Annotated in this window: 14 protein-coding genes; 6 read left to right on the forward strand and 8 right to left on the reverse strand. The window is 62.1% G+C overall.

Going from position 1 to position 16,595, the window contains the following annotated elements; genetic code table 11:
- Positions 1–22: 22 nt before the first annotated feature.
- From AACY45_RS02840 to tkt, 3 genes are all read right to left on the reverse strand, one after another.
- Entirely contained in the window at positions 23–1,186 is a 1,164-nt protein-coding gene (locus AACY45_RS02840) for a phosphoglycerate kinase (protein WP_339544055.1), read from the reverse strand.
- A 25-nt stretch (positions 1,187–1,211) separates the two neighbouring features.
- Entirely contained in the window at positions 1,212–2,267 is a 1,056-nt protein-coding gene (gene epd, locus AACY45_RS02845; protein ID WP_339544056.1) for an erythrose-4-phosphate dehydrogenase, read from the reverse strand.
- A gap of 186 nt (positions 2,268–2,453) precedes the next feature.
- Entirely contained in the window at positions 2,454–4,451 is a 1,998-nt protein-coding gene (gene tkt, locus AACY45_RS02850) for a transketolase (RefSeq protein ID WP_339544057.1), read from the reverse strand.
- Positions 4,452–4,724: 273 nt separating this feature from the next.
- Between tkt and AACY45_RS02855 the strand changes: the two genes are divergently transcribed.
- From AACY45_RS02855 to AACY45_RS02870, 4 genes are all read left to right on the forward strand, one after another.
- Positions 4,725–5,720: an ArsR/SmtB family transcription factor gene (locus AACY45_RS02855; RefSeq protein WP_339544058.1), complete on the forward strand. Its 996-nt coding sequence runs from the start codon at positions 4,725–4,727 to the stop codon at positions 5,718–5,720.
- Positions 5,721–5,739: 19 nt separating this feature from the next.
- The gene (metK, locus tag AACY45_RS02860) at positions 5,740–6,930 is read left to right on the forward strand and encodes a methionine adenosyltransferase (RefSeq protein WP_339544059.1); all 1,191 of its coding nucleotides are present in this window, start codon (positions 5,740–5,742) and stop codon (positions 6,928–6,930) included.
- A 151-nt stretch (positions 6,931–7,081) separates the two neighbouring features.
- Entirely contained in the window at positions 7,082–8,767 is a 1,686-nt protein-coding gene (ligB, locus tag AACY45_RS02865; protein ID WP_339544060.1) for an NAD-dependent DNA ligase LigB, read from the forward strand.
- Between the two features lie 93 nt (positions 8,768–8,860).
- The gene (locus AACY45_RS02870; protein WP_339544061.1) at positions 8,861–9,256 is read left to right on the forward strand and encodes a DUF1090 domain-containing protein; all 396 of its coding nucleotides are present in this window, start codon (positions 8,861–8,863) and stop codon (positions 9,254–9,256) included.
- A gap of 39 nt (positions 9,257–9,295) precedes the next feature.
- On the opposite strand, the gene AACY45_RS02875 is transcribed toward AACY45_RS02870, so the two are convergent.
- On the reverse strand, positions 9,296–9,745 hold the full coding sequence (locus AACY45_RS02875) for a c-type cytochrome (RefSeq protein ID WP_339544062.1): 450 nt from the start codon (positions 9,743–9,745) through the stop codon (positions 9,296–9,298).
- 129 nt (positions 9,746–9,874) lie between these two features.
- On the opposite strand from AACY45_RS02875, the gene mltA reads away from it, so the two are divergent.
- Positions 9,875–11,047, forward strand: a complete 1,173-nt coding sequence (gene mltA / locus AACY45_RS02880; RefSeq protein WP_339544063.1) for a murein transglycosylase A — start codon at positions 9,875–9,877, stop codon at positions 11,045–11,047.
- A gap of 9 nt (positions 11,048–11,056) precedes the next feature.
- On the opposite strand, the gene AACY45_RS02885 is transcribed toward mltA, so the two are convergent.
- Positions 11,057–11,440 carry an MAPEG family protein gene (locus AACY45_RS02885; protein WP_339544064.1) on the reverse strand — a complete coding sequence of 128 codons (384 nt, stop codon included), beginning with the start codon at positions 11,438–11,440 and terminating at the stop codon, positions 11,057–11,059.
- Between the two features lie 38 nt (positions 11,441–11,478).
- Entirely contained in the window at positions 11,479–12,312 is an 834-nt protein-coding gene (locus AACY45_RS02890) for an EamA family transporter (protein WP_339544065.1), read from the reverse strand.
- 193 nt (positions 12,313–12,505) lie between these two features.
- Between AACY45_RS02890 and AACY45_RS02895 the strand changes: the two genes are divergently transcribed.
- Positions 12,506–13,681: an MFS transporter gene (locus AACY45_RS02895; RefSeq protein ID WP_339544066.1), complete on the forward strand. Its 1,176-nt coding sequence runs from the start codon at positions 12,506–12,508 to the stop codon at positions 13,679–13,681.
- Here the strand turns inward: AACY45_RS02895 and AACY45_RS02900 are convergent.
- Positions 13,662–15,524, reverse strand: a complete 1,863-nt coding sequence (locus AACY45_RS02900; protein WP_339544067.1) for a DUF3857 domain-containing transglutaminase family protein — start codon at positions 15,522–15,524, stop codon at positions 13,662–13,664. The genes AACY45_RS02895 and AACY45_RS02900 overlap by 20 nt on opposite strands.
- A gap of 127 nt (positions 15,525–15,651) precedes the next feature.
- Positions 15,652–16,533, reverse strand: a complete 882-nt coding sequence (locus AACY45_RS02905) for a formate/nitrite transporter family protein (RefSeq protein ID WP_339544068.1) — start codon at positions 16,531–16,533, stop codon at positions 15,652–15,654.
- Positions 16,534–16,595: the final 62 nt, after the last annotated feature.

Here is a 16,595-nt window from a genome sequence, read left to right on the forward strand (position 1 = left end):
TTTGCCTGGTCAACGGGCGGCCTCAGGCCTTGGCCCGGCTTTCCAGGACTTCGACGGCCGGCAGCACCTTGCCTTCGACGAATTCGAGGAACGCGCCGCCACCGGTAGAAATGTAGGAGATTTGCTCGGCAACGCCATATTTATCGATAGCCGCCAACGTATCGCCGCCGCCCGCGATGGAGAATGCAGAGCTGTCGGCGATGGCCTGGGCCAGCACTTTGGTGCCGTTGCCGAACTGATCGAATTCGAACACACCGACCGGACCGTTCCACAGAATGGTGTTCGAGGACTTCAGCAGCTCGGCGAAATGCGCGGCAGTCTGCGGGCCGATGTCCAGGATCATGTCATCTTCTGCCACATCAGCGATCAGCTTGACGGTGGCCGCGGCGCTCTCGGCGAATTCCTTGGCAACCACCACGTCGACCGGCAGTGGCACGCTGACTTTAGCCGCGATGGCGCGCGCGGTGTCCAGCAGGTCCGGCTCGTACAGGGACTTGCCGACCGGGTGCCCAGCTGCCGCGAGGAAGGTGTTGGCGATGCCGCCGCCGACGATCAACTGGTCGCAGATCTGGCTCAGGCTGTTGAGCACGTCCAGCTTGGTCGACACCTTGGAGCCGGCCACGATGGCGGCCATTGGCTGGGCCGGAGCGCCCAGGGCCTTGCCCAGTGCATCCAGTTCGGCAGCCAGCAAGGGGCCAGCAGCGGCCACCTTGGCGAACTTGGCCACGCCGTGGGTCGAACCCTCGGCACGGTGCGCGGTGCCGAAGGCGTCCATCACGAACACGTCGCACAGGGCCGCGTACTGCTGCGCCAGTTCGTCGGCGTTCTTTTTCTCGCCTCTGTTGAAGCGCACGTTTTCAAACAGCACGATGTCGCCGGCCTTGATATCGACGCCGCCCAGGTAGTCGGCCACCAGCGGCACGTCACGACCCAGCGCCTTGCTCAGGTAGGCAGCCACGGGTGCCAGGCTGTTCTCGGCCGAAAATTCACCTTCGGTCGGACGACCCAGGTGCGAGCAGACCATCACGGCCGCGCCTTTTTCCAGGGCCAGCTTGATGGTCGGCAGCGAAGCCAGGATACGCGCATCGCTGGTGACTACACCGTCCTTGACTGGGACGTTGAGGTCTTCGCGGATCAATACGCGCTTACCTTGCAGATCGAGGTCGGACATCTTCAACACGGTCATGGGTCGCACTTCCTGTTAGCTCAGGTTAGAGAGCAGGTTTCTTGATAGCTGTTTGCAGATAGTGTTCTGCAACATCCAGCATTCGGTTGGCAAAACCCCATTCGTTGTCGAACCAGGCCAGGACGTTCACCAGCCGAGGGCCGGAAACGCGGGTCTGACTGGCATCGACAATCGCCGAATGTGGGTCATGGTTGAAATCACAACTGGCGTGAGGCAATTCGGTGTAGGCCAGCAATCCCTTGAGCGGGCCGCTGGTGGCGGCCTCGCGCAGGAGCCGGTTGACCTCGGTGGCGTCAGTGTCGGTCACCGTCTGCATGGTGATATCCAGGCAGGACACGTTCACCGTCGGCACCCGTACCGCTTTGGCCTGAATTCGCCCGGCAAGTTCCGGCAGCAGGCGTTCGATGCCACGCGCCAGACCCGTGGACACCGGGATCACCGACTGGAACGCCGAGCGCGTGCGGCGCAGGTCCTCGTGGTGATAGGCGTCGATTACCGGCTGGTCGTTCATTGCCGAGTGAATGGTGGTGATCGACACGTAGTCCAGGCCGAACGCCTGGTCCAGCAGGCGCAGCAACGGCACACCGCAGTTGGTGGTGCAGGACGCGTTGGACACCAGCAGTTCAGCGCCGGTCAGGCAGTCCTGGTTGACGCCAAAGACGATGGTGGCGTCGACATCGGCCTCGCTGGCCATCGGCTGGGAGAACAATACCCGTGGTGCGCCGGCGTCGAGGAACCGCTGGCCGTCGGCGCGGGTGTTGTAGGCACCGGAACATTCGAGCACCAGATCGACGCCTAGGGACGCCCAATCGATGCCTTCGGGGGTGGCACTGCGCAGGACCTGCACGCAGTCGCCATTAATATGCAGACAATCGCCCTCGACCTTCACTTCGCCGGGAAACCGGCCGTGGGTGGAGTCGAAGCGTGTCAGGTATTCAATACTGGCCATGTCAGCCAGATCGTTGATCGCGACAATTTCAAACCCTGCCGCCGAGCCTCGCTCGAACAACGCACGCAAGACGCAACGACCAATGCGGCCGTAGCCGTTGAGTGCAACTTTGTAAGGACGCGGTTGAGGCATGGGGTTCTCGATAGACGCAGTCAGAGAAATCTCGACAAACACAAAACCCTTGTAGGTGCGAGCTTGCTCGCGATGGTCGTTAACGATAACGCTGGGGACCTGAATGCCCGCGTTGTTTGGACCACCATCGCGAGCAAGCTCGCTCCTACAGGGGACCGCGGTGGTCATGAGACCACCGCGTTGTGCTTAGTCTTCCAGCAGCTCTTCAGCCTGGCCCAGGATGTTCTCCAGGGTAAAGCCGAACTCTTCGAACAAGGCAGGCGCAGGCGCCGACTCGCCGTAGGTGGTCATGCCGATGACGCGGCCTTCCAGGCCCACGTACTTGTACCAGTAGTCGGCGTGAGCCGCCTCGATGGCGATACGGGCGCTGACCTGCAACGGCAGGACCGATTGCTTGTAGCCGGCGTCCTGGGCTTCGAAGACGCTGGTGCACGGCATGGAAACCACACGCACTTTGCGACCCTGCTCGGTCAGTTTGTCGTACGCCTGAACGGTCAGGCCCACTTCGGAACCGGTGGAGATCAGGATCAGTTCCGGTTCGCCGGCACAGTCCTTGAGCACATAGCCGCCACGGCTGATGTCGGCGATCTGCGCGTCGGTACGAACCTGGTGTTGCAGGTTCTGACGGGAGAAGACCAACGCCGAAGGACCGTCCTTGCGCTCAATCGCATGCTTCCAGGCCACGGCCGATTCGACCGCGTCGGATGGGCGCCAGGTGTCCAGGTTTGGTGTGGTCCGCAGGCTGGTCAGCTGCTCGACCGGCTGGTGCGTCGGGCCGTCTTCGCCCAGGCCGATGGAGTCGTGGGTGTAGACATGGATCACACGCTTTTTCATCAGCGCCGCCATGCGTACCGCGTTGCGGGCGTATTCCATGAACATCAGGAAGGTTGCGCCGTAAGGCACCAGGCCGCCGTGCAGGGCAACACCGTTCATGATGGCGCTCATGCCGAACTCGCGCACGCCGTAGTACATGTAGTTGCCGCTGGCGTCTTCAGCCGAAACACCTTTGCAGCCTTTCCACAGGGTCAGGTTGGAGCCGGCCAGGTCAGCCGAACCGCCGAGCAGTTCTGGCAGCAGTGGGCCATAGGCATTCAAGGCGTTCTGGCTGGCTTTGCGGCTGGCGATGGTTTCGCCCTTGGCGGCCACTTGCGCGATGTACTCGTCGGCCTTGGCCGAGAAGTCCAGCGGCAGGTCGCCATTGAGACGGCTCATCAACTCGATGGCCAACGCCGGGAATTCGGCGGAGTAGGCAGCGAAACGCTGATCCCACTCGGCTTCAACGGCGCGGCCGCTTTCCTTGGCATCCCATTCGGCGTAGATGTCGGCCGGGATTTCGAACGGGCCGTGGTTCCACTTCAGCGCCGCACGGGTCAGGGCGATTTCCGCGTCACCCAGTGGGGCGCCGTGGCAGTCTTCCTTGCCTTGCTTGTTCGGCGAACCGAAGCCGATGGTGGTCTTGCAGCAGATCAGGGTCGGCTGCTCGCTTTTGCGGGCCGTCTCGATCGCGATCTTGATCTCTTCCGGGTCGTGACCGTCAACGTTGCGGATCACTTGCCAGTTGTAGGCTTCGAAACGCTTCGGCGTGTCATCGGTGAACCAGCCTTCGACTTCGCCGTCGATGGAGATGCCGTTGTCATCGTAGAAGGCGATCAGCTTGCCCAGGCCCAGGGTGCCGGCCAGGGAGCTGACTTCATGGGAAATGCCTTCCATCATGCAGCCGTCACCCAGGAACACATAGGTGTGGTGATCGACAACGTTGTGCCCTGGGCGGTTGAACTGCGCCGCCAGGACTTTTTCCGCCAGGGCGAAGCCCACAGCGTTGGCCAGGCCCTGACCCAGTGGGCCAGTGGTGGTTTCAACGCCAGGGGTGTAACCGAATTCCGGGTGGCCCGGAGTACGGCTGTGCAGTTGACGGAAGCTTTTCAGGTCATCGATCGACAGGTCGTAGCCAGTCAGGTGCAGCAGCGAGTAGATCAACATCGAGCCGTGACCGTTGGACAGCACGAAGCGGTCACGGTCGGCGAACGATGGATTGCTCGGGTTGTGCTTGAGGTAGTCACGCCAAAGTACTTCGGCGATATCCGCCATACCCATAGGGGCACCGGGATGGCCGCTGTTGGCTTTTTGCACGGCATCCATGCTGAGGGCACGAATGGCGTTGGCACGCTCACGACGGCTGGGCATCGCTGTTCTCCTGAGGATTTTGAATCGAGAGTGAATAAAACGGCACGGAAAAAAGGCGAGCATTTTCCCTCAGCGGATAGCCTCGGGGCAATGACAGATAGTCGATCAGGCACATTATTCCTATGGATAAATGCGCATTGCTTAGGTGAAACCTTTCCGCATTTTGTTTGTAGAGTAAGGTTCGGCGGAAGAAGTGCCATCCATCGAGCAATATCAAAACTTTTTGATATTGACCTTGCGGTGATTTCGAGGCGTGACTAGACTGCCGGCCTTATGAACTTACGTGCGCCTTCCATTCGCCCTGACGATTGCGATGAGCTGGCGGCCCTGTGCAAGGCCGGCGGCGATCCGTTGCGCCTGAATGTATTGCGCGCCCTGGCCAATGACTCGTTTGGCGTACTGGAGCTGGCGCAGATCTTTGCCACTGGTCAATCGGGCATGAGCCACCACCTCAAAGTGCTGGCCCAGGCCGACCTGGTGGCGACTCGCCGTGAAGGCAATGCGATTTTTTACCGGCGCGCCCTGCCCCACACCGACTTGCCAGGCGGCAAGCTGCATGCGGCCCTGCTCGAAGAAGTCGATAACCTGACCCTGCCCGGCGACGTGCAATCGCGCATCACACAGGTTCACGGGCAACGGGCTGCCGCAAGCCAGGACTTTTTCTCACGGGTTGCGGAGAAATTTCGCGCCCAGCAAGACTTGATTGCCGGCCTGCCGCAGTACCGCGAAAGCGTGCTGGCGCTGCTCGACAAACTGAGCTTCAGTGACACGGCCACGGCAATCGAAGTCGGCCCCGGGGATGGCAGTTTTCTCCCGGAGCTGGCCCGGCGCTTCAGCCAGGTCACGGCGCTCGACAACAGCCCGGCGATGCTCGAACTGGCGCGCCAGGTGTGTGAACGTGAAACGCTGACTAACGTCAGCCTGCAGTTGGCCGATGCTTTGAATGGCGTGGGCCTGGCAGCGGACTGCGTGGTACTGAATATGGTCCTGCACCATTTCGCCGCCCCCGCCGATGCACTCAAGCACATGGCTGGCTTGCTGCAACCAGGCGGCAGCCTGCTGGTGACAGATTTATGCAGTCACAACCAAAGTTGGGCCAGGGAGGCCTGCGGTGATCTTTGGTTGGGGTTTGAACAGGACGATCTGGCCCGTTGGGCCACCGCTGCGGGACTCGTTCCCGGGGAAAGTCTCTATGTAGGCTTACGTAATGGTTTCCAGATCCAGGTCCGCCATTTTCAGCGACCGGCTGGCGACACTCACCATCGGTAAATTTCAGGAAAACATCGAGATGAGCGAATACTCCCTTTTCACCTCCGAGTCCGTGTCTGAAGGGCATCCGGACAAAATCGCCGACCAGATTTCTGATGCGGTGCTGGACGCAATCATTGCTGAAGACAAGTTCGCCCGCGTGGCGTGCGAGACGCTGGTGAAAACGGGCGTGGCGATCATCGCCGGCGAAGTCACTACCTCGGCCTGGGTTGACCTGGAGCAGATCGTTCGTGACGTCATCACCGACATCGGCTACACCAGCTCCGACGTTGGTTTCGACGGCGCAACCTGCGGCGTAATGAACATCATCGGCAAGCAGTCCCCGGACATCAACCAGGGTGTCGACCGCGCCAAGCCAGAAGACCAGGGCGCCGGTGACCAGGGCCTGATGTTCGGCTACGCCAGCAACGAAACCGAAGTGCTGATGCCTGCGCCGATCACCTTCTCGCACCAACTGGTGCAGCGCCAGGCCCAGGCCCGTAAATCCGGGCTGCTGCCGTGGCTGCGTCCGGACGCCAAGTCCCAGGTCACCTGCCGTTACGAAGGCGGCAAGGTCGTCGGCATCGACGCCGTCGTCCTGTCGACCCAGCACAACCCGGACGTGTCGTACAAAGACCTGCGCGAAGGCGTGATGGAGCTGATCGTCAAGCACGTACTGCCGGCCGAGTTGCTGAGCAAGGACACCCAGTTCCACATCAACCCGACTGGCCAGTTCATCATCGGTGGCCCGGTGGGCGACTGCGGCCTGACCGGTCGCAAGATCATCGTCGACAGCTACGGCGGCATGGCCCGTCACGGCGGCGGCGCGTTCTCCGGCAAGGACCCATCGAAGGTTGACCGTTCGGCCGCCTACGCCGGTCGTTACGTGGCCAAGAACATCGTGGCGGCTGGCCTGGCCGAGCGTTGCGAGATTCAGGTGTCCTACGCCATCGGCGTCGCTCAGCCTACCTCGATCTCGCTGAACACCTTCGGCACCGGCAAGATCAGCGATGACAAGATCGTCAAGCTGGTGCGCGAAGTGTTCGACCTGCGTCCCTACGCGATCACCACCATGCTCGACCTGCTGCACCCGATGTACCGTGAGACGGCTGCCTACGGCCACTTCGGTCGTACCCCAGAGACCAAGACCGTGGGCGAAGACACCTTCACCACGTTCACCTGGGAAAAAACCGACCGCGCCGACGCCTTGCGCGCTGCTGCCGGCCTGTAAGCCCAACGGCCTACCACACAAGCCCCGCCCGGTTCGCCGCGCGGGGCTTGTGTTTTTTGGGGTGGCGACACACCCTGCAAAGCACTGCGCAACACCCGCTTCGGTCCTGATCTAGCCTTGAGTTTCTCCCCCTCGGGCAAGGACGCTCACGATGCCGGTTCTCTCCCCCCTGTTGCTCGGCCTATGCCTGGGCAGCGCCTGCCTGCTGGCCAATGCCAGCCCCTGCCCCGACTGGCCGGCCGAGCGCGCCGGCGCTGAAATCGAAGCCCTGCAGCAACAGATCCAGCGCTGGGACGAACGCTACCACCGCCTGGGTCAATCACCGATCGCCGATGAACTCTACGACCAGTCCCGCGCCCGGCTCAGCACCTGGCGTAGCTGCTTCAATGCGAGCGCGGCAGCCGACAATCCGCTGCTGACCGCGCGCGGCACCCTGGCCCATCCCACGCCCCATACCGGCCTGGACAAACTCCGCGACGGCCTGGCCGTCAAAGACTGGCTCGCCTCACGCCAGCAGGTCTGGGTGCAACCCAAGGTCGACGGGGTGGCCGTGACCCTGGTTTACCAGCAGGGCCGATTGACCCAGGCCATCAGTCGGGGCGACGGCATCCTGGGGCAGGACTGGACCGCCCAGGCCCGCAAGCTCAGCGCCATTCCCCAGCAATTGCCGCAGCCCATGGACCTGTTGGTGCAGGGCGAACTGTATTGGCGCCTGACGGATCACGTGCAGGCCACGGCGGGCAGCCTCAATGCCCGCAGCAATGTGGCCGGGCTGATGGCCCGCAAGACCCTGCAGCCACAGGAGGCCGACGGCATCGGTCTGTTTGTCTGGGACTGGCCCCGGGGCCCCGTCGAGTTGCCCGTCCGTGCCGCTGCCCTGACTGACCTGGGGTTCAGCGACACGCAGCCCTTCAGCCAACCGATCCAGACCTTTGCCGATGCCGAACGCTGGCGCGAACACTGGTACCGCACGCCGCTGCCGTTCGCCACGGACGGCATCGTTCTGCGCCAGCAGCAACGGCCGCCAGCCGAACGCTGGCAAGCCAGGTCACCGTATTGGGCCATCGCCTGGAAATACCCCTTCGCCCAGGCCTTGGCCGAGGTGCGCAAGGTGCACTTCAAGACCGGGCGCACCGGACGCATCACCCCGGTACTGGAGCTTGCGCCCTTCATCCTCGATGACCGGCAGATCCGGCGAGTGAGCGTCAGCTCACTGCAGCGTTGGCAGCGCCTGGATATCCGCCCCGGTGATCACGTTTCAATCAGCCTGGCCGGCCTGACCATCCCGCGACTCGACAGCGTGGTGTTGCGCAGCACCGAACGCGCCCAGGTCCAGGTGCCGCACGCTGAAGACTTCCATTCACTGAGTTGCTGGCAACCGACTCCCGGCTGTGAAAGCCAGTTCCTGGCGCGCTTGACCTGGCTCAGTGGCAAGCAGGGCCTGGCCTTGACGCAGGTGGGCCCTGGCACCTGGGAGAAGCTGGTCCAGGCCGGTCGTATCAAAGGGTTACTGGATTGGTTGACCCTCGATGCCCAAGAGCTTGCTACCATTGCCGGCTTCGGCGAGCGCAACAGCGCGCGCCTGCTGGAGAGTCTGCAACGTGCCCGTCAGCAACCATTCGCCCGCTGGCTAAAGGCCTTGGGTGTTCCGCCCACGGGTGATGCCAGCCTGGAGGGCCCATGGCAGTTGCTGGCACAGCGAGACACTGGCCAATGGTTAGCCGAAGGTGCAATCGGCCCGGGCCGCGCGGCGCAATTGAGCGCCTTTTTTCGTGACCCGCACGTGCTGGCCTTGAGCGAACAATTGCAAGCTGCCGGTATCGACGGGTTTGAGTGACCGGGATACCTGCACCCTTGAACCCAACGAGTATCGATGCGCTCAAACCGACCATCTGCTCGCTGACTTGATTACCTGTTGAACGGAGCCTTCATGAAACGTCTTTCACCGCTCGCCCTGTTGACCCTGTGCAGCGTCCTGGCTGCCCCCCTGATGGCGGCCGAACAAGCCCCGGAACTCACCGGCTGCGCCGCCAAGCGCCAGGCCATCAGCACGCAGATCGAGCAAGCCAAGGCCCACGGCAATGCCGAGCAACAGGCCGGCCTGGAAAAGGCCCTGAGCGAAGTCACCGCCCACTGCACCGATGCCTCCCTGAAAAAAGAACGCGAAAGCAAGGTGCTCGACGCCAAGCACGAAGTCAGCAAGCGTCAGGCCGACCTCGACAAGGCGATGAAAAAGGGCGATCCGGAGAGGATCAACAAACGCAAAGACAAACTCGCTGAATCCCGCAAGGAATTGCAGGAAGCGCTGGACGAGTTGGATAAGTAAGCACAACGCCGAACCCAGCGCCTACAGACGCCAGCGCACTCAGTGGTCGCGAAATTCTTTATGGCAGGCACTGCACGCGTCTTCGACTTTCTGCACCGCAGGGCCGAGGTTGCTTGCCTTGTAGGGCTGGACCTGGCTGGCGACCACCAGCTCAGCGGTGGCCGCTTCCAGCGTGCGGGCCATTTCCTGGAAGCGCGCCTGTTTCTGCCAGACCTCATCCTTGGCGCTGCTGTGATCCTCCTCGCGAACCTGAGGAAAATGCTTCCACGGCTCCCGGGACAGGGTATCGAGCTTGACGGCGCCTTCGGCAAAACGCGGACCGTCGAACGGTACGCGCCCGCGCAACATGCCGCCCAGGTCTTCGCCGGTCTTGAGCATTTGCTTGAAGATCGCCTTGCGCTGACCCAGCGGCGAGTTCGGATCGACACCGCCACAGGCAGACAGCGTCAGGCAGGCCAGCAATACAATAGAAATTCTTTTAAGAGTCATGGTGGCTCAAGGTCACGGAAATCGGCGGCCAGTATCCTCGCCTGATCCGCAAAGACCAATAGCCCTATTAACAATAAGGGTTGCCGGAATGCCTGAAGGGCTCCGGCAGCCGATCACAGGAAGTACCGCATGAACAGTCGTTTCAAGGCCTGGCGCAAGCACCTGGGCTGGACCTTTCCGATGATCGCCCTCCTCGCCGGTTGCAATGGTGGCGACAATACCCAGCCGCAAACCCACGCGATCGCCACCTACGCCAGCGCGACCTGGGACGCCTTGCCCGCGGTGTCCGATAACGACCTGCTGGCCGGGTTCGGTTCATGGCGCAGCGCCTGCACCCGCCTCAAGGCCGACCCGGTCTGGGGCGCGCCCTGCGCGGCGGCGGCCAGCGTGCCACAAGACGCCACGGCGATCCGCGCCTTCCTCAAGGAACAGCTCCAGGTCTACGGCTTGCGCTCCTCCGGCGGCAATGCCAACGGCTTGATCACCGGCTACTACGAACCGGTGTACCCCGGCAGCCTGACGCAGACACCGGCAGCCCACGTGCCGATCTACGGCGTGCCGGAAGACATGATCATCGTCTCCCTCGATAGTATTTACCCCGAGCTCAAGGGCAAGCGTCTGCGCGGCCGCCTTGAAGGGCGAGTACTCAAGCCGTACGACGACGCTGCCACCATCGGAACCCAAGGGGTCAAAGCCCCGGTGGTGGCCTGGCTGACCGACCCGATGGACCTGCAATTCCTGCAGATCCAGGGTTCGGGCCGGGTCCAACTGGCCGATGGCCGACAACTGCGCATCGCCTATGCCGACCAGAACGGCCACCCGTATCGGCCCATTGGCCGCTGGTTGGTGGAACAGGGCGAGCTGAAGAAAGAAGCAGTGACCATGGGCGCCATCAGCGCCTGGGCCAAGGCCAATCCGACACGCATTCCCGAGCTGCTGGCCAGCAACCCGAGCTATGTGTTCTTCACCCGCAACCCCGACAGCAACGAAGGCCCGCGCGGCTCGCTGAACGTGCCGCTGACGTCGGGTTACAGCGTGGCGGTGGATCGCAAGGTGATTCCGCTGGGCAGCCTGCTGTGGTTATCGACCACTCGCCCTGATGGCACCCCACTGGTCCGCCCGGTAGCCGCGCAGGACACCGGTGGCGCGATCACGGGCGAAGTGCGCGCCGACCTGTTCTGGGGAACCGGCGATGCCGCCGGGCACCTGGCCGGCGACATGAAACAGCAGGGACAGATCTGGATGTTGTGGCCAAAAGGCGCACCGCTGCCCCAACTGCCACAGGTACCTGACACTAAGTGACTGGCCGGGTCAGATCGAGACGAAAAAGAAGCTGACGATCAGCCCGACCCCGACAAACCACACCAGCGACCGCAGGATCGCCCAGTCGGCCAGGTAGCAGATGATGTACAGCAGGCGGCTGGTGATGAACAACACTGACAACACGTTGATCGTCACCAGCTCGGCGTTGCCGGCCAGATGCGCGACGATGACCGCCGCGGCGAATGCCGGGGTGATCTCGAAACTGTTGAGCTGGGCCGCATGCGCGCGCTTGGCAAAGCCATCCAGGGTCAACGCAAACGCGCGCGGGTCATGGTTGTCCCGCAGCCGGTAGCCGCCGCCGGCCTTGGCGATGGCTGTACACAGATACGGCAGGAAAATCGCGATCAAGATGCACCACAGAGCCACAGTCATTACCGATTCCTTCTTTTTGGGTTTTTATGAGCCTGGGCTCAGAACTTCATCACGAGTATGCCAATCAGCACCAGCCCACAGGCTAAGAGCCGTGGTCTGCCAAAAGGTTCTTTGAGGTAACGCATACCGAAGAGCACCACCAGGATCACGCTGATCTCGCGCAACGCCGCCGCTTCGGCAATCGACCCCAACTGCATGGCCCAGAGCACCAGAGCGTAGCTGAACAACACGCAGAATCCGACCGCCAGCCCCAGCCGCCACTGCTCTCGCCAGAACAGCATGAATGCCGGCCGCCTGCTGACCATGGCCAGCAACGGGAACGGCCAGGCACTGAGCAACGTGACCCAGACCAGGTAATCCAGCGGGTGCGACCAGCGGCGGATGGCCTGGCCATCGATGAAGGTGTAGCAGCCGATGCACAGGCCGATCAATGCCACCACCGGCAGCATCGTCCACGGCAAGCGCTCGCCGCCACCGCCCTGCCACAGCAGGCAGAGCATGCCGAACGGGATCAGCAAGATGCCGAGGATCTGCTGGGTGGTCAGCACCTCACCGGCGAAGATCAGGGTCAACGCCAGCACCACCAGCGGCGACAACCCGCGCATCAGTGGATAGACCAGGCCCAGGTCACCCACCCGGTAAGCCTGGATCAGCAGGTAGCGATAGAGCAGTTCAAAGGCCGCCGAAGCGAGGATCCACGGCCAGATGTCCAGTGGCGGCAAGCTCACGAACGGCAGCGCCAATGCCACGAACAACAGCGCCACGCTGTCCATGCAGGCCACCACCAGCAAACGTTCAGCGCTGAACTTGATCAGGGTATTCCAGGCCGCGTGCAACAGCGCCGCCACTAAAACCAGAACTGTCGCGAGCACGTCGCCTCCTTGCCCAAGAGAATTGATTCGCCATATGTCAGCAGCTGTTTATACTGCAAGCGACCACGCCGCACTCACTTGCGCACATACTTATTCCAATAAATTTCTGCTGCTGCCTGACTCGTCAACGACTCGGGAGCCGGCAGGCGTTCGCCTGATCAAAGCGTCAAGACTACCCATAGAGACCTTGCGCATGCCACTGGCCTTGCTTGCTTTGGCCGTTGCCGCTTTTGGCATCGGCACCACCGAATTTGTCATCATGGGCCTGCTGCCCGATGTCGCCCGCGACCTTGCGGTGAGCATCCCCGACGCCGGCCTGCTGATTACCGGCTATGCCCTGGGCGTGGTATTCGGTGCGCCGATCCTCGCGATCGGCACCGCCAACATGCCCCGCAAGGCCACATTGCTGGGCATGACGTTGATGTTCATCCTCGGCAACATCCTCTGCGCCCTGGCGCCGAACTACGCCACGCTGATGGCGGCCCGGGTGATCACCGCGCTGTGCCATGGCGCCTTCTTTGGCATCGGCTCGGTGGTCGCCGCTGGCCTGGTGGCACCGAACAAGCGGGCCCAGGCGATTGCCATGATGTTCACCGGCCTGACCCTGGCCAATGTGCTGGGCGTGCCCCTGGGCACGGCCTTGGGCCAGTATGCCGGCTGGCGCTCGACGTTCTGGGCGGTGTCGGTCATCGGGGTGATTGCGGCCCTCGCCCAATGGCTGTGGTTGCCCAAGGAAATCGCCATGGACAAGGCCAACCTGGCCAGTGAGTTCAAGGTACTGGGCAAGCCCAGTGTCTTGCTGGCACTGGGCATGAGCGTGCTGGCGTCCACCAGTCTGTTCAGCGTGTTTACCTACATCGCGCCGATCCTGCAGGACATCACCGGTGTCAGCCCCCACGGCGTGACCCTCATGCTGCTGTTGTTTGGCGTCGGCCTGACGGCGGGTAGCATGCTGGGTGGAAAGCTGGCCGACAGCCGCTTGTTGCCCTCACTGGTGGGCATGGCACTGGCGGTCATGGTGGTGTTGGCGGCGTTCAGCCAGACCAGCCACTCGGTGATCCCGGCGGCCATTACCCTGGTGCTCTGGGGCATATTTGCCTTTGCCCTGTGCCCGATCCTGCAACTGCTGATCATCGACCAGGCCCATGAAGCCCCCAACCTGGGCTCGACCCTGAACCAGAGCGCCTTCAACCTGGGCAACGCTGCCGGCGCCTGGATCGGCGGGCTGGTGGTGGCCAGCGGTGCCGATCTGGCGGACCTGCCTTGGACCGGCGCGCTGGTCAGCGGCTTGACCGTGCTGACCGCGCTGTACTTCATTTACCGGCAACGGCGGGCGAATGCCCTGGAGCTTAAAGCGACTGCACAATGATCTGGCTTTTCAGGTCATTGGCCGCGGCCTGCGCCATGGTTTTCATCGACTTGAAGTCCTCCGGGGTGCACACCGCGCCCGGCTGTTTGAAGTCGAAGCGGCGCTTGACCACCACCGCGTTGCCCTCGCGGGCATAGGTCGAACGGTAGTCGAACCGCTCATGGCTCAGCGTCACGTTTTTCGGTGCCGCGAGAATGCTGACATCCTGCGGGAACTCAAAGCGCGCCTGCTCCTCGGTCACCCCGGAAATGCAGGTGAATGCCTGAGTCCGCTCCGGCTCCATGAGCAGACCAAAGACACTTTGCGCAATGCCACCGGCCAGGCTGCTCATGGTCAGCACCCCGATCGGCCCTGGCAGGTTGACCAGGTTTTCCACGCGCCCGGCCATGTTCATTTCATAGTCCTGGCCGCTCCCCTCGAACTTCCCGGCATCAAACGTGCCGCTGCCATTGAGCCCGCAGGACGCAAGGACCTGCTGGATCAGCAGGTCGCGATCGGCGGGCTTCATCGACCTGACCCCATAGCGGTTCACTTCGGCGGCCCAGCCGATCACATTGGAGGTATGGCTGAAGTCGGCCGCGCCTTTTGACGAGACCTTGAACAGCATGCTGTTTTCCACCAGGCCCTCTTGAGTGGCCGGCGTGTGTCCAACATCACCGGACTTGCTCAGGACCACCGGCTTGTCCAGCACGGGCACCGGCAGGTAACCCGCGGCAATGCCTTCGGCGGTGGAGTCAAGATACAGGTTCAGGCTCGGCACATAGGTAATGGCGTGGTTGAGCAGCCCCAGCGTCGGCACCTTGGGCAACACATAGGCATTGCCCAGGTTGACCAGGGCCGGCGAGCTCTCGATTCCCACCGCCGCCAGCATGGCTTCCAGCAGCGCTACGTGGTCCTTACAGTCGCCATAGCGGTTGGCCAGAATCGTGTCCACCGGATGGGGCACTACACCGCCCGGGCCGACGTAGACCGCAACATAACGGATGTTCTTGCGCACCCAGTCGCTGAGCGCAATCGCCTTGGCCCGGGGCGTGTCGAGCCCGGCCGTGAGGCCGTTGGCGAGGTCCTGGATCTGCGGCGTCAGGGTGCTGTGGGCCCGTGCATCGTAGGCTTTGGCGAATGCGGCGAAATGGCTGAACGTCGACACCGCCAGGTATTGGCCGTAGTCCAGGTAAGACACCGCCCCCTGCTCGATTCGCGCCTTTTGCGCAGGCACATAGTCCCAGCGATAGATTTTGCGTCCCGGCCCGGCAGCCGGCGTGGTCGCGGTGAACCCCTTGGCATCGGCGTGCAGCGGCATGTCGGCCGGCAGATCATAGATCAGGGTGAATTGCCGGATAGGGAAAAACGCCGGGTAGGACAGGTCTTCAAACTGGCCAGGAAACAGCGCCGTGCTGCGCTTTTTTTTAAACTGAAGCACCAGGCGGTCACCCACGGCAACCTCAGGGAAGATCACCACCTTGAGCAGCGTGTCCTGGAACATCGGTGCATCCGCCGACGCACGCTCCTGCTGCTCCTTGATCTGGTCGGCCTTGACCTGCACCTTGCGCCCGTCAGGCTTTTGCGTATACGCCTGGACCACCTCCAAGGTTTCCAGGGTCCGGTTGTAACTCATCGAACGTTGGGCCCAGGCCTTGATCGCCCGCTCTTCGTTGATCAGGTGCACCGTTTCCAGGGTAGCGACAAAACTGCCGTCGGCATTGACCACATGGGTCTGGATTTCTTTCTCGATGGTGATCGAAAGGTCAGTGCCATCATCCTTGGCCTGGACGGTGCCCACAGCCAGGACAGACACCAGTAGCGCACCTAGCAGGCGCGCAGAAGAGAAGCCTTTGAAGTGCATAAAGATCCGTCTTTTTATGAATAGGAAGCGTTCGCAATATACAGCAAGCGCTGCGCAATCATTTCGACACCTTTCAATAATTCTTGAAATTCAGGCTTCTACCCGCGCATCCAGGGTGAACCAGGCCTCATTTATCCGATGTGTGCGGATCAGCCACTGGCGCGTTGGTCTTCTTCGGCGGTCCGCTCTCGCTGCGAATCTGTGCATGACTGAGCAAGGCAAAGATGAAGCTGCCGCCGATGATGTTCCCCGCCAGCGTAGGACCCGCAAACACTAGCCAGAAGTCCGCCCATGACAACTCGCCAGCGAACACCAGGTAGGAGACTTCGGCCGAACCGACCACGATGTGGGTGAAGTCCCCCAGCGCCATCAGGTAAGTGATGAGGATGATGATCCACATCTTGGCGCTTTCCATGGAAGGGATCATCCAGACCATGGTGGCGATCATCCAGCCTGAGACAATGCCCTTGGCGAACATTTTGCTGGCATCGTTTTCCATGACCTTGCGCCCGATGTCGAGGAAGGCCAGGTCGGTCCGGGTGTCGAAAATCGGCAGGTGCAACATCACGTAGGCGACCAGCAAGGTCCCGCACAGATTGCCAAACAGCACCACTGCCCACAGGCGCAACAGCCGCCCGAAATTGTTCAACGTGGGTTTGGTCATGACCGGCAGCACGGCGGTCAGGGTGTTTTCCGTAAACAACTGCTGGCGGGCAAGGATCACCGCCAGGAAACCCGCGCAGTAGCCAAAACTGGCGATCACCTTGAAGGCTTCGCCGTCCGGCAGTCGCGAGTTCAGCAGACCCATGGCCATCAGCGACAGGCCCATGGTCAAGCCTGCGGCCAAGGCAGACCACCAGAGCGCAGCAATACTGCGTTCCAACTCCTGGTCACCCTGGGTGCGAATGATTTCATGCAGCACCGCCGCGCGCGGTGGCTGGTTCTTGTCGACGTCGTGCTGTTCCTGCGCCGAAAGGTTCGGGGTCTTGCCGTTTTTTTCAGTGTTCATGGCGTCCGCAACCTGTGGCGTGTCGTTTAGGTACGACACGCGAGGAGCGGCTTGCGTTCTGT

It is taken from the genome of Pseudomonas sp. RA_35y_Pfl2_P32, assembly GCF_963970735.1.
Taxonomy (GTDB): Bacteria; Pseudomonadota; Gammaproteobacteria; order Pseudomonadales; family Pseudomonadaceae; genus Aquipseudomonas.

What these genes read in the sequence shown, in the direction of transcription:
- mltA (WP_339544063.1), top strand. Translation starts at nt 9,875, where the DNA reads ATGAACAGTCGTTTCAAGGCCTGGCGCAAGCACCTGGGCTGGACCTTT.
- AACY45_RS02855 (WP_339544058.1), top strand. Translation starts at nt 4,725, where the DNA reads ATGAACTTACGTGCGCCTTCCATTCGCCCTGACGATTGCGATGAGCTG.
- AACY45_RS02900 (WP_339544067.1), bottom strand. Translation starts at nt 15,524, where the DNA reads ATGCACTTCAAAGGCTTCTCTTCTGCGCGCCTGCTAGGTGCGCTACTG.
- ligB (WP_339544060.1), top strand. Translation starts at nt 7,082, where the DNA reads ATGCCGGTTCTCTCCCCCCTGTTGCTCGGCCTATGCCTGGGCAGCGCC.
- metK (WP_339544059.1), top strand. Translation starts at nt 5,740, where the DNA reads ATGAGCGAATACTCCCTTTTCACCTCCGAGTCCGTGTCTGAAGGGCAT.
- epd (WP_339544056.1), bottom strand. Translation starts at nt 2,267, where the DNA reads ATGCCTCAACCGCGTCCTTACAAAGTTGCACTCAACGGCTACGGCCGC.
- AACY45_RS02905 (WP_339544068.1), bottom strand. Translation starts at nt 16,533, where the DNA reads ATGAACACTGAAAAAAACGGCAAGACCCCGAACCTTTCGGCGCAGGAA.
- AACY45_RS02875 (WP_339544062.1), bottom strand. Translation starts at nt 9,745, where the DNA reads ATGACTCTTAAAAGAATTTCTATTGTATTGCTGGCCTGCCTGACGCTG.
- AACY45_RS02885 (WP_339544064.1), bottom strand. Translation starts at nt 11,440, where the DNA reads ATGACTGTGGCTCTGTGGTGCATCTTGATCGCGATTTTCCTGCCGTAT.
- AACY45_RS02870 (WP_339544061.1), top strand. Translation starts at nt 8,861, where the DNA reads ATGAAACGTCTTTCACCGCTCGCCCTGTTGACCCTGTGCAGCGTCCTG.
- tkt (WP_339544057.1), bottom strand. Translation starts at nt 4,451, where the DNA reads ATGCCCAGCCGTCGTGAGCGTGCCAACGCCATTCGTGCCCTCAGCATG.
- AACY45_RS02895 (WP_339544066.1), top strand. Translation starts at nt 12,506, where the DNA reads ATGCCACTGGCCTTGCTTGCTTTGGCCGTTGCCGCTTTTGGCATCGGC.
- AACY45_RS02840 (WP_339544055.1), bottom strand. Translation starts at nt 1,186, where the DNA reads ATGACCGTGTTGAAGATGTCCGACCTCGATCTGCAAGGTAAGCGCGTA.